This window comes from Pantoea sp. S61 (genome assembly GCF_016625145.1).
Lineage (GTDB): Bacteria > Pseudomonadota > Gammaproteobacteria > Enterobacterales > Enterobacteriaceae > Pantoea > Pantoea rwandensis_B.
On sequence record NZ_JACVUO010000006.1, the window covers coordinates 260305 to 274650 of the forward strand.

Below are 14346 nucleotides of genomic sequence, written 5' to 3' on the forward strand. Positions count from 1 at the left end.
CAGGCTGGCAAATTGCTGACACCATTTTTCAGACGGATACGCAGTAAAAAAATTCTGCCACCTTGCGATGGGCGGCCTGCAGATTGCATCCTGCAACGCAGAGGCACGCCTTAATGCTTGCCTACCACCACTGATGGAAATGGTGCACTGGCCCAATGCCTTTACCCACTTCCAGCGAGTCCGCATGCAGCAAGGCCTGCTGCAACCAGGCTTTGGCTTCGGTGACTGTGTCCGCCCAGTTATCATGTCGTGGGCGCAGCGCCGCTAAAGCCGCGGATAGCGAACAGCCGGTGCCGTGGGTATGGCGCGTATTGACGCGTGGTGCGGTAAAGCGCTGACGGCCCGCGCGGGTGATCAGCCAATCCGGGCTTTCGGCATCACTGAGATGTCCGCCCTTCATCAATACGGCTTCACAACCGAGATCCAACAGCGCATCGCCCTGCATCAGCATGGTTTTTTCATCCTGCGCCATATCCCGCCCCAGCAGCGCAGCGGCTTCGGGCAGATTGGGCGTGATCAACGACACCTGCGGCAGCAGCAGTTCTCGCACGCTGGCAACCGCATCGGGCGACAGCAGCGGATCGCCACTCTTCGCGATCATCACCGTATCCAGCACCACAAACGGCAGGCTGGCGCGTTTCAGCCGCTTGGCAACCACTTCGACAATCGCGGTTTCAGACAGCATACCGATTTTGGCGGCATCGATACGCACATCGTCCAGCACGGAATCCAGCTGTGCGCCAACAAAGTCGGGTTCGATGCGATACACCGACTGCACGCCGCAGGTGTTCTGCGCCACCAGCGCGGTGATCACGCTGGTGCCATAAGCGCCCAGTGCGGAGAAGGCTTTCAGATCGGCCTGAATGCCCGCGCCGCCGCTAGGGTCAGTGCCAGCAATGGTTAAAGCATTAATGCGTTTCATACGGTGACCTCCAGCGTCCAGAGGTTATCCAGGAAAGCCGCGACAAAGCTGCCTGGCCCCTGAACGGCACGTGCCGCCTGTTCACCCGCCAGAGACATCACACGACACGCCGCCGCCACATGCTGCAAACGGTCGCCCGGCAAGCTGCTGAATGCCGCCACCACGGCTGAAAGCGCGCAGCCGGTGCCGACCACGCGCGTCATTAACGGGCTGCCGCCAGGGATCGCCAGCGTGCGTGTGCCATCGGTGACGTAATCGACTTCGCCAGTGACCGCCACCAGCGTGTGGTAATCCTGCGCCAGCTGTTGTGCCGCGCTCAGTGCGGCATCGGCCTGATGCACGCTGTCCACACCGCGTCCGCCCGCAGCCTGGTTGGCCAGCGCGAGGATTTCCGAGGCGTTGCCACGAATCGCGGCGGGTTGCAGGCTCAGCAACTGCTGGCAGAATTCGGTACGTAACGAGAGTGCGCCCACGGCCACCGGATCGAGCGTCCAGGGCGTGCCGGCTTTGGCGGCGGATTGCACCGCCGCCAGCATCGCATCGCGACGGTCACGGGTTAAGGTGCCCACGTTGATCAGCAGCGCATCGGCAAAACTCACGAACTGCGCGGCTTCTTCGGCATCGATCACCATCGCAGGAGAGGCTTGTAGAGCCAGCAGCACATTGGCAGTGAAGGTTTGCACCACGTCATTGGTCATGCAGTGCACCAGCGGCGCCTGCTGACGCAGCAGCTGTAGGGATTGCGCGAGTTGCGCGGGGGTAAGAAGGTCAGGCTGTGTCATAAAACTCCCAACCGGCGATCAAGAAGGCGAATGCGGTCAGGCATCTGACTTCCCTACGCTGGCATTATCCAGATCAGGTCAGCGGGTGTATCTCAGCCCTGTTTAACAGGGGCACCCCGAGTCATGGCATGGTGAACATGCCGCACACAGGATAAGGGCAGTTCGGGGGGTTGTAAATCGTGGTGCTTTGAAAGACGCTGAAAACGGCACTAAATCAAAATAGTTAAAATCATTCGACAGGCTGAATTTTAAAAAAAGCTATATCGGTCAATTATCATCATTAAATAATTCTCATCTGAATTTGCCAGATTTATTCTAATCACTGAAAAATCGACTAATAAACACCCGCCTTCGCATTCATTGATGCACATCAACGCCCCGCCCGCTGTGGCAAGGCCTAATCCCCCTCCGGACTTGAAGAGAGTCACTGCCTATCCAATTCCGGAATCGATAATGATCTCAAAATTATTCAGCTTTATTCCGCACGCCCATAAATGGCACGACATTCGTATTTCGCGTAAAGGCGCAATTTGCCCTTCCGGCCGCCACTATTTTTCTACCCATGTTGAAGCGCAATGCAAAGGTTGCGGCGAGCGTTTGCATAAAATTTATTATCGCGACATCAGCGATGCGGAAGCACGCCGTTGGTTAGGATGAATAACAGGCAAAAAAAAGCCCCGTAACATCTGTTACGGGGCTGCTGCGTGGCTATCGCAATAAAACTTATTCAGCCGGTTGGGTGCGGATCAGGTAATCAAACGCGCTGAGTGAGGCTTTCGCGCCTTCACCGCTGGCGATAATGATCTGCTTGTACGGCACCGTGGTGCAGTCACCGGCCGCGAACACGCCTTTCAGGCTGGTTTCGCATTTGGCGTCGATGATGATCTCGCCCATTTTGTTACGTTCCACCGCGCCTTCGAGGAAGGTGGTGTTGGGAAGCAGACCAATCTGCACGAAGATGCCGCTCAGCGCGATTTCATGGCTGGTCTGGTTGGTACGATCGATGTAACTCAAGCCAGTCACTTTGCTGCCGTCGCCTTTCACTTCGGTGGTCTGGGCATTCAGAATCACATCGACGTTTTTCAGGCTGCGCAGTTTGTCCTGCAGCACTTTGTCGGCACGCATTTCGCTGGCAAATTCCAGCAGCGTCACGTGCTCAACCAGGCCAGCCAGATCGATAGCCGCTTCAACACCAGAGTTACCGCCGCCGATCACCGCCGTGCGTTTACCTTTGAACAGCGGGCCGTCGCAGTGTGGGCAGTAGGTCACGCCTTTGGTGCGATACTGCTCTTCACCCGGCACACCCATGTTGCGCCAGCGTGCACCGGTGGCAATGATGATGCTGCGTGATTTCAGTACTGCGCCAGACGCGGTTTCAATCGCGTGCAGACCGCCCTCTTTGGCAGCGGGAATCAGCTTAATGGCGCTCTGGGTGTCGATGACGTCAACATCGTAATCATCAACGTGGGCGCGCAGTGAACCCGCCAGCTTAGCGCCTTCGGTTTTCTGGACTGAGATGTAGTTTTCGATGTCTACGGTGTCGAGTACCTGGCCACCAAAACGCTCGCCCATCAGGCCCGTGCGGATACCTTTACGCGCCGAGTAAATCGCTGCCGCTGCGCCCGCTGGGCCGCTGCCGACGATCAGCACTTCATAGGCTTCACGCTTGTTCAGCTCTTCTGCCGCACGCTTCTCTGCGTTGGTGTCCACTTTGCCGACGATTTCCGCCAGGCTCAAACGGCCCTGACCGAACTCTTTGCCGTTGAGGAATACCGCAGGAACGCCCATCACATTGCGCTCAGTGATTTCGTTCTGGAACATGCCGCCATCAATCGCGGTGTGGCTGATGCGTGGGTTTAGCACTGCCATCAGGTTCAGCGCCTGTACCACGTCAGGGCAGTTATGGCATGACAGCGAGTAATAGGTTTCGAAATGCAGGTCGGTGTCCAGAGCCACTACTTGCTCCAGCAGGCTCTGCGACTCTTTCGAAGGGTGTCCACCGGTCTGCAACAGTGCCAGCACCAGTGAAGTAAATTCGTGTCCCATTGGCGAACCGGCAAAGCGGGGGCCGCTCTGGCTGCCTGGGTTAGCGATCAGGAAAGAGGGTTTACGAACCGGACGATCATTCTCTTCACGGAAGCTGACTTTTTCTGACAAGCTCGCGATATCGGTCAGCAGAGAACGGATCTCCGCAGATTTAGCGCCATCATCCAGTGTGGCAATCAACTCAACCGGTTTCGTTAATTTCTCAAGGTAAGCCTTGAGCTGTGTTTTTAAATTGGTATCGAGCATAGTGAGTTCCTGTCAAGAAAATCGGGTGCCGTAGCACCCGATTGAGAAAGATCGAATGGCTGGGTGTTGCTTAGATTTTGCCAACCAGGTCCAGAGATGGAGCCAGTGTTGCTTCGCCTTCTTTCCATTTAGCCGGGCAAACTTCGCCTGGGTGAGAAGCAACATACTGAGCCGCTTTGATTTTGCGGATCAGGTCAGATGCGTCACGGCCAATGCCTTCAGCGGTGATTTCGATAGCCTGGATGATGCCCTGTGGGTCAACAATGAAGGTACCGCGATCTGCCAGACCTTCGTCTTCGCGCATGATTTCGAAGTTACGGGTCAGTGCGCCAGTTGGGTCGCCGATCATCGCGTATTTGATTTTTGCGATGGTTTCGGAAGAACCGTGCCAGGCTTTGTGGGTAAAGTGCGTGTCAGTAGAAACAGAGTAGATGTCTACGCCCAGTTTCTGCAGCTCTTCATGATGGTCTGCCACGTCACCCAGTTCAGTCGGGCATACGAAGGTGAAGTCAGCCGGGTAGAAGAAGAAAACACTCCATTTACCTTCAACGTCTTTCTCGGTTACGTCGATGAATTCGCCGTTTTTGAACGCTGCGTTTTTGAATGGTTTGATTTTGGTATTAATGATGGACATGGTGACCTCCGTTAAAAGATGTGATGCAAGTTACAGTTTTTCCGGGCCAACTTCTAATATGCAGTCGTTATCAATCAGATAATCAAAAGCTATCAAAGTGCTGATGCCAGATTCCATGCGGCTTGCCGCGGCATTCTACACAGAAAGCCTGATGATTTGACAGGCTTTATCTTTTTGGTCGGCTATTGTTACCTAGGGTTGCCCTCTATGGCGACAGATGCGCATCAATGCGCACCCTACGAAAATCCTGCTTTGCTGGAGGGTCACCCTTCCCTGGGACTGTTGCGATATAAATACCCTGCTTTGATGCAGGGTCAGCATTTATGGCGACCGACACGCAATTTGCCATTCTTCAACTGGAGCTTTGCTTGGACATTCGATTATTTGAGGAAGCCGATCGCCCTTTTCTGCGCACGCTGTTTCTGGCTGCACGACGTCATAGCTGGACCTGGATGGATGGCGATGATTGGGCGCTGGAAGATCTGGATGGAGTGATATTGGGTGAAACGGTGTTAGTGGCGTTCGTCGAGGGCCACCGCGCCGGATTTGCCGGCATCCTTCCTAACGACAATTTCCTGCACAGCCTGTATGTCGATCCTGACTTTCAGGGTCGCGGCATTGGCAGCGCTCTGCTGGAGGCGGTGCAGCGCCGCTTCACCTCAACCGGTGCCTTGAAATGCCTGATGCTGAATGAGCCCGCGCAGGCGTTTTACCTGAAACACGGCTGGCAGCGTGAAGCCACCGGTGTAAGCGAACAGGGAAAATACGTGCTGATGCATTTTCCGCTGACGGCGCGCGCCAGCGGAAAAACGCTACGTTAAACTGCGCGGAAGGCAATATCGGCCGGGATCACGTCACCCTGCCAATAAAGCTGGGCGGCCACCCGACCGGCTAATTGACGATAGAGTGCGGTGAATTCGCTGTCCGGACGACGGATCACCGTCGGCTCACCATCATCCAGATCCTCACGCAGATTGATGTGCAGCGGCAATTGCGCCAGCAGCTGCGTGTGGTAATCAGCCGCCAGCTTCTGCGCGCCGCCCGTGCCGAATATCGGCTCGTGATGGCCACATTCGCTGCAAATGTGAATACTCATGTTCTCCACAATGCCCAACACCGGCACGCTGACCTTCTCAAACATCACAATGCCTTTGCGGGCATCAATCAGGGCAATGTCCTGTGGTGTCGTCACCACTAGCGCACCGGTTACCGGTACGTTTTGCGCCAGCGTTAACTGGATATCACCGGTGCCCGGCGGCATATCGAGAATCAGGTAATCGAGATCCGGCCACATCGTCTCGTTCAACAGTTGCATCAGCGCTTTGCTGGCCATCGGACCACGCCACACCATCGCATTCTCATCGGTGACCAGATAGCCAATCGAGTTGGTCGCCAATCCGTGCGCCATAATCGGTGCCATGTGCGTGCCATCCGGTGAGGTCGGACGCTGGCTTTCGGTGCCGAGCATATTGGGAATCGACGGGCCGTAAATATCGGCATCGAGAATACCGACCTTCGCACCTTCGGCAATCAACGCCAGCGCCATGTTCACCGCCGTGCTGGATTTGCCGACGCCGCCTTTACCGGAACTCACTGCAATGATGTTCTTCACGCCTGTCGCGCCGGGATGATTTTTCACCCGCTTCAGCGTGGCGATATCGTGTCGTAAACGCCAGTCAATGGCGCTCGCATGGGTGAGTCGCAGCAACTCGGCGCTGACTTGTGCTTTCAGCTCTTCGAAGGCTGAGGCCCAGGCAAACGGCATCACCAATTCGATGTGGAGTTTGCCGTCGAGTAACGCCACGTGGCGCAGGGCTTTGAGGGTAGTCAGATTGTGATGCAACGTCGGATGTTCAAAGTCACTCAGCACGCCGATAACCACAGCGCGCAATGCTTCGGGTGAATGATGTTCCCGGGATTGTGAAGTCATCCCAACTCCTTGTGTTTTCATAACGCCAGATAACGGCGGTGTGCTTTCAATAATATCAGATGCCGTCCAGTTGTGTTTACGCCAGAGGGTGCTTCGGGTAACATCTAAGCCCGATTTTTATTCACGGAACGCTACGCAAACTATGACTCAAGTCGCTAAAAAAATTCTGGTAACGTGCGCACTGCCGTACGCAAACGGTTCTATCCATCTCGGTCACATGCTTGAACATATTCAGGCTGACATTTGGGTCCGTTACCAGCGAATGCGTGGCAACCAGGTTTACTTTATCTGCGCAGACGATGCCCACGGCACGCCGATCATGCTGAAAGCACAGCAGCTCGGTATCCCACCTGAGCAGATGATCGCTGAGATGAAGCAGGAGCACGAAACTGACTTCGCTGGCTTCGACATCAGCTACGACAACTATCACTCCACCCACGGCGACGAAAACCGTCAGCTGTCGGAGTTGATTTACGGTCGTCTGAAAGAGAACGGTTTTATCAAGAACCGCACCATTTCACAGCTGTACGATCCGGAAAAAGGCATGTTCCTGCCGGACCGTTTTGTCAAAGGCACCTGCCCGAAATGTAAGTCACCGGATCAATACGGCGATAACTGCGAAGTGTGCAGCGCGACCTACAGCCCAACCGAGCTGATCGATCCTAAATCCGTGGTCTCTGGCGCGACGCCAGTACTGCGTGATTCCGAGCACTTCTTCTTCGACCTGCCTTCATTCAGCGCGATGTTGCAGACCTGGACGCGCTCAGGTGCGTTGCAGGAGCAGGTGGCGAACAAAATGCAGGAGTGGTTCGAATCGGGCTTGCAGCAGTGGGATATCTCCCGTGATGCGCCATATTTCGGTTTCGAAATTCCAGGTGCGCCGGGCAAATACTTCTACGTGTGGCTGGATGCGCCAATCGGTTACATGGGTTCCTTTAAGAACCTGTGCGACAAGCGCGGTAACATTGATTTCGACGAGTTCTGGAAAAAAGATTCTTCTACCGAGCTGTATCACTTCATCGGTAAAGACATCGTTTACTTCCACAGCCTGTTCTGGCCAGCGATGCTGGAAGGCAGCAACTTCCGCAAGCCGACCAATCTGTTCGTGCACGGTTATGTGACAGTGAACGGCGCGAAGATGTCCAAATCGCGCGGTACCTTCATCAAAGCCAGCACCTGGCTGCAGCATCTGGATGCCGACAGCCTGCGTTACTACTACGCAGCGAAACTCTCTTCACGCATCGACGACATCGACCTGAATCTGGAAGATTTCGTACAGCGCGTGAATGCCGATATCGTTAACAAGGTGGTGAACCTCGCGTCTCGTAACGCCGGTTTCATCACTAAACGCTTTGGCGGCAAACTGGCGAGCGAACTGGCCGATCCGGCGCTGTATCAGACCTTTGTCGATGCTTCAGAGAAGATTGGTGAAGCCTGGGCGAGCCGCGAGTACAACCGTGCCATCCGTGAAATCATGGCGCTGGCAGATATCGCTAACCGCTATGTGGATGAGCAGGCCCCGTGGGTGGTGGCGAAACAGGAAGGCCGCGATGCTGACCTGCAAGCAATCTGCTCAATGGGTATCAACCTGTTCCGCATTCTGATGACCTGGCTGAAGCCGGTACTGCCTTCACTGAGCGCGCGCACCGAAGCTTTCCTGAACACGGAATTGAGCTGGGATGCGATTGCGCAGCCGTTGCTGGATCACGATGTCGCACCATTCAAAGCCTTGTATGGCCGTATCGAAATGGCCAAGGTTGAAGGGCTGATTGAAGCGTCTAAAGAAGACGCGGCAGCGGCGAACAAACCTGCGGTAACCGGTCCTCTGGCTGACGCACCGATTGGCGAGGCCATCACCATCGATGATTTCGCTAAAGTGGATATGCGCGTGGCGCTGATCGAAAAAGCCGAACTGGTGGAAGGTTCTGACAAGTTGCTGCGTCTGGAACTGGATCTCGGCGGTGAGAAGCGTCAAATCTTCTCTGGCATTCGCGCGGCGTACCCCGATCCGTCTGTGCTGGTCGGCAAGATGACCATTATCGTCGCTAACCTGGCGCCGCGTAAGATGCGTTTCGGCGTGTCAGAAGGCATGGTGCTGTCTGCCGGTTCTGGCGGTTCCGACCTGTTTGTGTTGTCCGTTGATAGCGGCGCACAACCTGGAATGCAGGTGAAGTAATTGAACAAGCCGCCTTCAGGGCGGCTTTTTTATCGAGACTCTGTTGTGGAGCCTGTCGTGCTAACTGCTTGCTGGCACTATTTGCGTGCCTTTGTGATTATCTATGCCGCGCTCTATGTCGGGAACGGTATCGCAGCCCTGCTGCCGTTTACTATTCCGGGCAGTATTATCGGCATGCTATTGCTGTTTACCCTGCTGGCGCTGCAAATCCTGCCGGTGGGCTGGGTGAAACCGGGCTGTCATTTGCTGATCCGTTATATGGCGCTGCTGTTTGTGCCGATCAGCGTCGGCGTGATGGGGTATACCGATATCCTGAGCGCACAGTTTGGACCGATTGTCGTCTCCTGCGTGGTCAGTACCTTTATGGTGCTGCTGATCGTTGGCCTGAGCGCCGAACGTTTGCAGCGCCCGAAGGAGCAGCCTCATGACTGACGCCTGGTGGTCACTGCCGCTCACCGTGGTGGCGTATCTGCTGGCGCGTAAGCTGGCAGCCAAAATCAATATCTCGATTATTAATCCGCTGTTGGTGGCGATGGCGATTGTCATTCCGATCCTGTTGCTCACGCATATCCCTTACACCCGCTATTTCGCCGGCAGCACCTTCCTTAATCAGCTGCTGCAACCTGCGGTGGTCGCGCTTGCATTGCCGCTGTATGAGCAGATGCATCAGATTCGCGCGCGCTGGAAAACCATCATCAGCGTCTGTTTTATCGGCAGCATTACGGCGATGGTGTCCGGCACGGCTATTGCGCTGTGGATGGGGGCTACGCCAGAAATTGCCGCGACGATTATGCCGAAATCCGTTACCACGCCAATTGCCATGGCGGTATCCGGTTCACTGCACGGTATTCCCGCCATCAGCGCCATCTGCGTATTGATTGCTGGCGTGCTCGGTGCAGTGTTCGGCCATATGCTGCTGAATCTGTTTAACGTGCACAGCAAATCGTCACGCGGCCTGGCGATTGGCAACGCATCGCACGCGTTGGGCACGGCGCGCGCAGCAGAGATCGATTACCAGGAAGGGGCGTTTAGCTCTTTGGCACTGGTGATCTGCGGCATTATTACTTCGCTGCTGGCACCGTTCCTTTTCCCGCTGTTGATGCACTGGTTGGGCTAAAACTTGCGAGAGATCTCGCAAAGTTGAAACGACTCAATCAGCTTACATTGTCATAGCGACACAGATCACATATAACCCCTTAGGCGGCGCATCGCCGCTAACGCGTTAATGAGGTCATCACATCATGCATCCACGATTTACTGCTGCTTTCTCCGCCCTGCCCGCTGACTTGCAAACTGCGATTCCCCCCTTGCTGGATTCAGCTGATTTTAACGGCGTACTACGCCCACAGGATGTGGCGCGTCTGAAGCAGGAGACGGGGCTGGATGAGGATGCCTTAGCGCTGGCACTGTTGCCGATTGCGGCCTGCTGCGCGGTCGCACCGGTGTCTAACTTTAACGTAGGCGCCATTTCACGCGGCGTGAGCGGTCACTGGTATTTTGGTGCCAACATGGAGTTTGAACATGCGCCGCTGCAACAAACCGTGCATGCGGAGCAAAGCGCCATCACGCACGCCTGGCTGCACGGCGAAGAGAAGCTTGATGCGATAACCGTTAACTACACGCCGTGCGGCCACTGTCGTCAGTTTATGAATGAGCTGAACAGCGGCACGGCGATCCGCATCAGCTTACCGGGGCGCGCGGTGAGTACGCTGGGTGATTATTTGCCCGATGCGTTTGGCCCTGACGATCTGAATATCACTGAACGTCTGCTGACACCGATTCATCACGGCTTCGCTTCAGAAGGTGATGCATTACAGCAGGCGGCAATAGAAGCCGCGAACCAGAGTCACGCGCCATACAGCCACAGTTACAGTGGCGTGGCCTTGCGCAGCCAAAGCGGCAACCTGTTCACCGGACGCTATGCAGAAAACGCGGCCTTTAACCCGAGTTTGCCGCCATTGCAGGCTGCGCTAATTATGATGAACATGCGGAATGAAGCGCTGGATACCATCCAACAGGCTGTGCTGGTCGAATGTGAAGACAGTACATTGAGTCAGCGCGATGCCACTCGCGCCACGCTGGCGGCGCTGGGCTGTGAAGATTTCTCACTTACTTTAGTTTCGAAAACATCAGTTTAGTGATCCTTTCATCGCTTTTGTGACTTTCTATTAACAAAAGCTGTACATCTGCAAGAATCCTCATAGGATCGGGCGCCAGAACCACTTCACAAGAAACAGGTCTGGCGTTACCTTTTCCCGGTGATACGTCAGAAAACACTGCAACCGGAGCAAACACTGCATGGAACTCGACTACGAAAGTAAACGTCCGCTGTATATTCCTTACGCGGGTCCGATTCTGCTGGAATTTCCGCTGCTGAATAAAGGCAGCGCCTTCACCCTGGAAGAACGCAACGAATTCAATCTCAATGGCCTGTTACCCGAAGCCGTTGAAACCATCGAAGAGCAGGCAGAGCGTGCCTGGCGTCAGTTCCTGGATTTCAAAAACAATAACGACAAGCACGTCTATCTACGCAACATCCAGGACACCAACGAAACGCTGTTCTACCGCCTGCTGGATAATCATCTGGAAGAGATGATGCCGATTATTTACACCCCAACCGTCGGCGCGGCCTGTGAACACTTCTCGGAAATTTATCGTCGTGCTCGCGGTGTTTTCATCTCGTATAACAACCGCGATCGCATTGAAGATATGCTGCAAAACGCCACTAAGCAGAACGTGAAAGTGATCGTGGTGACCGATGGCGAGCGTATTCTCGGCCTCGGCGACCTCGGCATCGGCGGTATGGGTATCCCAATCGGTAAGCTGTCCTTGTACACCGCCTGTGGCGGGATCAGCCCGGCGTATACCCTGCCTGTGGTGCTGGATGTGGGAACGAACAATCAGCAGCTGCTGAACGATCCGCTGTATATGGGCTGGCGCCATCCGCGTATTACCGGCGAAGAGTACGAAGCCTTCGTTGATGAGTTTATTCAGGCAGTGAAGCGCCGCTGGCCGAACGTGCTGCTGCAGTTTGAGGACTTCGCGCAGAAGAACGCCATGCCGTTGCTCGAGCGTTATCGCGATGAAGTATGCTGCTTTAACGATGATATTCAGGGCACCGCCGCTGTTACCGTGGGCACCCTGATCGCTGCCAGCCGTGCAGCGGGCAGCCGTTTGTGCGAGCAGAAAGTGGTGTTCCTCGGCGCGGGTTCCGCCGGCTGCGGTATCGCTGAGCAGATCGTCGCGCAGATGAAGTCCGAAGGTCTGAGCGACGACGAAGCGCGTTCCCGCGTGATGATGGTGGATCGCTTTGGTCTGTTGACCGACAAACTGCCTAATTTGCTCGATTTCCAGAGCAAACTGGTGCAGAAGAGTGAAAATCTGAAGAACTGGGATGTGACCAGCGATTCTATTTCACTGTTGGATGTGGTGCGCAACGCGAAGCCAGACATTCTGATTGGGGTGTCCGGCCAGCCGGGTCTGTTCACCGAAGAGATCATCCGCGAGATGCACAAGCACACCAAGCGTCCGATTGTGATGCCGCTGTCGAACCCAACCTCACGCGTTGAAGCCACACCAGCGGATATCATTTCCTGGACCGACGGTGAAGCGCTGGTCGCCACCGGCAGCCCATTTGCACCTGTGACCTGGAAAGGTAAAACCTACCCAATTGCGCAGTGCAATAACTCCTATATCTTCCCGGGTATTGGTTTGGGTGTGATTGCCGCCGGTGCCACTCGCATCACCGATTCGATGCTGATGACCGCCAGCCGTGCATTGGCCGACTGTTCACCGCTGGTGAACGATGGCGAAGGCCCGGTGCTGCCAGAATTGAAACACATTCAGGGCGTATCAAAGCTGATCGCCATGGAAGTGGGTAAAGCAGCGCAGTTGGCTGGTGTGGCCGTGGTCACTTCAGAAGATGTGCTGTCGAAAGCCGTGAACAACAACTTCTGGCTGCCGCAGTATCGTCATTATCGCCGCACTTCGATCTAATCAGCCAGCGCAGCCGGTGAATACAGTACCGGCTGCGCTTAAAATATCGCCAGCCAACCGGCGTAAACTTGCTTAGCGCCCCCACCTCAAGTAGCCTTTAGCCATCCTTTTTTCGCCAACCGAGTGCTTACGCGCATGATTAAACGCGTTTTCTTTGGTCTGTTTTTCATCATCTTATTGATGGTGGCGACCGCGCTCGGCCTGGATCGCTGGATCAGTTGGAAAACCGCGCCCTTTATTTATGAAGATGTCACTTCGCTGCCGCATCGTCAGGTCGGGGTGGTCTTAGGCACGGCCAAGTATTACCGCACTGGCGTCATCAATCAGTATTACCTTTATCGCATTCAGGGTGCGCTCAACGCGTACAACAGCGGCAAGGTGAATTATCTGCTGTTAAGTGGTGACAACGCGCTGCAAAGCTATAACGAACCGATGACGATGCGTCGCGATCTCATCAAAGCTGGTGTTGATCCTGCCGATATCGTGCTCGACTATGCTGGGTTCCGCACGCTGGATTCAATCGTACGCACCCGCAAAGTGTTCGATACCAATGATTTCATCATCATTACGCAACGTTTCCACTGTGAACGCGCGCTTTACATCGCCCAGCACCTGGGGATACAGGCGCAGTGCTATGCCGTGCCATCGCCGAAAAATATGCTGTCAGTGCGTTTCCGTGAGGTCGGCGCACGTTTAGGCGCGCTGGCTGATTTGTATCTGATGAAACGCGAGCCTCGCTTCCTTGGGCCGCTGGTGCCGATTCCGGCGGTGCATGAAGTCCCAGAAGATGCGCAGAGCTATCCGGCGGTGACGCCTGAGCAGTTGCTGGATTTGGAAGAGAAGTTACAAAAGTAATGCTGCCAGAAGCTATTGTGGTGACGCTTTGGGCTGTCAGGGTGATGCTGTCTGGTGCCGCTTTGGGCTGCCACGGTGACGCTGTCTGGTGCCGCTTTGGGGGCTGGCGGTCCTCGCGCCGCTAACGCGGTGCCTTCACGCCGTTCGTCTGCCTTACGGAACGGCGGGGATGGCACATCCATGTGCCGCCCCGCCTTCCGCCCGCATCCCTGCGGGCTATCCTGGCATCCTCACTCTGTTCAGCGCTGCGAAATGCCTGCCCCCAAAGCGGCACCAGCCTGCTCCTGAACTTTGTTGCCTGCTGTTAAATAAGGGCAGGCAACTTCAAGCCTTAACCGCTCGGCTGCAAGGGCGTTGCTCGGATGCCATGCATTTGATCTAAAGGCAGACACATAGCTATTCCCATCTCGCTTTGCTACTGCAAAAAACCAATGTGTTAACCGAGCATCTGTTTGGAAACGGGCACAACGTTTGAGGCCATAGCCTCTTTGCTGCTGTAAGGACTCTCCGCAGAAGCCGCATTGTTGTGAGAAAACGGGCACAACGTTTGAGGCCATAACCCCTCTGCTGCTGCAAGGGCTGTCCGCAGAAGCCGCATTGTTGTTAGAAAACAGGCACAACGCATGAGGCCATAGCCCTTTTGCTGCTGCAAGAGCTATCCGCAGAAGCCACATTGTTGTGAGAAATGGGCACAACGTTTGAGGCCATAGCCCCTCTGCTGCTGCAAGGGCTATCCGCAGCGCTGAGGCTTTTACGTTG

Annotated in this window: 14 protein-coding genes and 1 riboswitch; of the genes, 8 read left to right on the forward strand and 6 right to left on the reverse strand. The window is 55.2% G+C overall.

Features of this window, described 5'->3' with window-relative positions; all coding sequences use genetic code 11:
• Positions 1–121 precede the first annotated feature (121 nt).
• Together thiD and thiM are read right to left on the reverse strand one after the other, a co-directional pair.
• Positions 122–922, reverse strand: coding sequence for a bifunctional hydroxymethylpyrimidine kinase/phosphomethylpyrimidine kinase (gene thiD, locus IAE30_RS14600; RefSeq protein ID WP_200538174.1), 801 nt, complete (start codon positions 920–922; stop codon positions 122–124).
• A complete protein-coding gene (gene thiM / locus IAE30_RS14605; protein ID WP_200538173.1) occupies positions 919–1704 on the reverse strand; it encodes a hydroxyethylthiazole kinase in 786 nt (261 codons plus the stop codon). Before thiM ends, thiD begins: the two co-directional genes overlap by 4 nt.
• Positions 1705–1737: 33 nt before the next feature.
• A riboswitch (TPP riboswitch) is annotated at positions 1738–1833 on the reverse strand.
• Between the two features lie 324 nt (positions 1834–2157).
• Between thiM and IAE30_RS14610 the strand changes: the two genes are divergently transcribed.
• Positions 2158–2361, forward strand: coding sequence for a hypothetical protein (locus IAE30_RS14610; protein WP_038645883.1), 204 nt, complete (start codon positions 2158–2160; stop codon positions 2359–2361).
• A 66-nt stretch (positions 2362–2427) separates the two neighbouring features.
• Here IAE30_RS14610 and ahpF read toward each other — a convergent pair whose 3' ends face one another.
• Both ahpF and ahpC read right to left on the reverse strand, forming a co-directional pair.
• Positions 2428–3996: an alkyl hydroperoxide reductase subunit F gene (gene ahpF, locus IAE30_RS14615; RefSeq protein WP_200680255.1), complete on the reverse strand. Its 1569-nt coding sequence runs from the start codon at positions 3994–3996 to the stop codon at positions 2428–2430.
• A 70-nt stretch (positions 3997–4066) separates the two neighbouring features.
• Positions 4067–4630, reverse strand: coding sequence for an alkyl hydroperoxide reductase subunit C (gene ahpC / locus IAE30_RS14620; RefSeq protein WP_034824884.1), 564 nt, complete (start codon positions 4628–4630; stop codon positions 4067–4069).
• Between the two features lie 368 nt (positions 4631–4998).
• On the opposite strand from ahpC, the gene IAE30_RS14625 reads away from it, so the two are divergent.
• Positions 4999–5451 (forward strand): GNAT family N-acetyltransferase, encoded by a 453-nt coding sequence (locus IAE30_RS14625; RefSeq protein WP_200680256.1) that lies wholly within the window; start codon positions 4999–5001, stop codon positions 5449–5451.
• Here the strand turns inward: IAE30_RS14625 and apbC are convergent.
• Positions 5448–6560, reverse strand: coding sequence for an iron-sulfur cluster carrier protein ApbC (gene apbC / locus IAE30_RS14630; protein WP_200680258.1), 1113 nt, complete (start codon positions 6558–6560; stop codon positions 5448–5450). The genes IAE30_RS14625 and apbC overlap by 4 nt on opposite strands.
• An 88-nt stretch (positions 6561–6648) precedes the next feature.
• On the opposite strand from apbC, the gene metG reads away from it, so the two are divergent.
• The 6 genes from metG to sanA all read left to right on the forward strand — a co-directional run bounded on the left by metG (position 6649) and on the right by sanA (position 13587).
• Entirely contained in the window at positions 6649–8736 is a 2088-nt protein-coding gene (gene metG / locus IAE30_RS14635; protein WP_255352486.1) for a methionine--tRNA ligase, read from the forward strand.
• Between the two features lie 57 nt (positions 8737–8793).
• Positions 8794–9168: a CidA/LrgA family protein gene (locus tag IAE30_RS14640; RefSeq protein WP_200680260.1), complete on the forward strand. Its 375-nt coding sequence runs from the start codon at positions 8794–8796 to the stop codon at positions 9166–9168.
• The gene (locus IAE30_RS14645; RefSeq protein WP_038645873.1) at positions 9161–9853 is read left to right on the forward strand and encodes a CidB/LrgB family autolysis modulator; all 693 of its coding nucleotides are present in this window, start codon (positions 9161–9163) and stop codon (positions 9851–9853) included. Before IAE30_RS14640 ends, IAE30_RS14645 begins: the two co-directional genes overlap by 8 nt.
• A gap of 124 nt (positions 9854–9977) precedes the next feature.
• Positions 9978–10874: a cytidine deaminase gene (gene cdd, locus IAE30_RS14650; protein WP_200680262.1), complete on the forward strand. Its 897-nt coding sequence runs from the start codon at positions 9978–9980 to the stop codon at positions 10872–10874.
• 160 nt (positions 10875–11034) lie between these two features.
• On the forward strand, positions 11035–12732 hold the full coding sequence (locus IAE30_RS14655) for an NAD-dependent malic enzyme (protein WP_038645869.1): 1698 nt from the start codon (positions 11035–11037) through the stop codon (positions 12730–12732).
• A 135-nt stretch (positions 12733–12867) separates the two neighbouring features.
• The gene (gene sanA / locus IAE30_RS14660; RefSeq protein WP_034824903.1) at positions 12868–13587 is read left to right on the forward strand and encodes an outer membrane permeability protein SanA; all 720 of its coding nucleotides are present in this window, start codon (positions 12868–12870) and stop codon (positions 13585–13587) included.
• 239 nt (positions 13588–13826) lie between these two features.
• Here the strand turns inward: sanA and IAE30_RS30050 are convergent.
• Positions 13827–14346, reverse strand: a 520-nt coding sequence (locus tag IAE30_RS30050) for a hypothetical protein (RefSeq protein ID WP_234472765.1), incomplete at its 5' end; no start/stop codon positions are given.

Bases quoted from the DNA above. Each gene is read 5' to 3' on its own strand.
- thiD (WP_200538174.1), bottom strand. From the start codon at position 922: ATGAAACGCATTAATGCTTTAACCATTGCTGGCACTGACCCTAGCGGC.
- thiM (WP_200538173.1), bottom strand. From the start codon at position 1,704: ATGACACAGCCTGACCTTCTTACCCCCGCGCAACTCGCGCAATCCCTA.
- IAE30_RS14610 (WP_038645883.1), top strand. From the start codon at position 2,158: ATGATCTCAAAATTATTCAGCTTTATTCCGCACGCCCATAAATGGCAC.
- ahpF (WP_200680255.1), bottom strand. From the start codon at position 3,996: ATGCTCGATACCAATTTAAAAACACAGCTCAAGGCTTACCTTGAGAAA.
- ahpC (WP_034824884.1), bottom strand. From the start codon at position 4,630: ATGTCCATCATTAATACCAAAATCAAACCATTCAAAAACGCAGCGTTC.
- apbC (WP_200680258.1), bottom strand. From the start codon at position 6,560: ATGACTTCACAATCCCGGGAACATCATTCACCCGAAGCATTGCGCGCT.
- IAE30_RS14645 (WP_038645873.1), top strand. From the start codon at position 9,161: ATGACTGACGCCTGGTGGTCACTGCCGCTCACCGTGGTGGCGTATCTG.
- cdd (WP_200680262.1), top strand. From the start codon at position 9,978: ATGCATCCACGATTTACTGCTGCTTTCTCCGCCCTGCCCGCTGACTTG.
- IAE30_RS14655 (WP_038645869.1), top strand. From the start codon at position 11,035: ATGGAACTCGACTACGAAAGTAAACGTCCGCTGTATATTCCTTACGCG.
- sanA (WP_034824903.1), top strand. From the start codon at position 12,868: ATGATTAAACGCGTTTTCTTTGGTCTGTTTTTCATCATCTTATTGATG.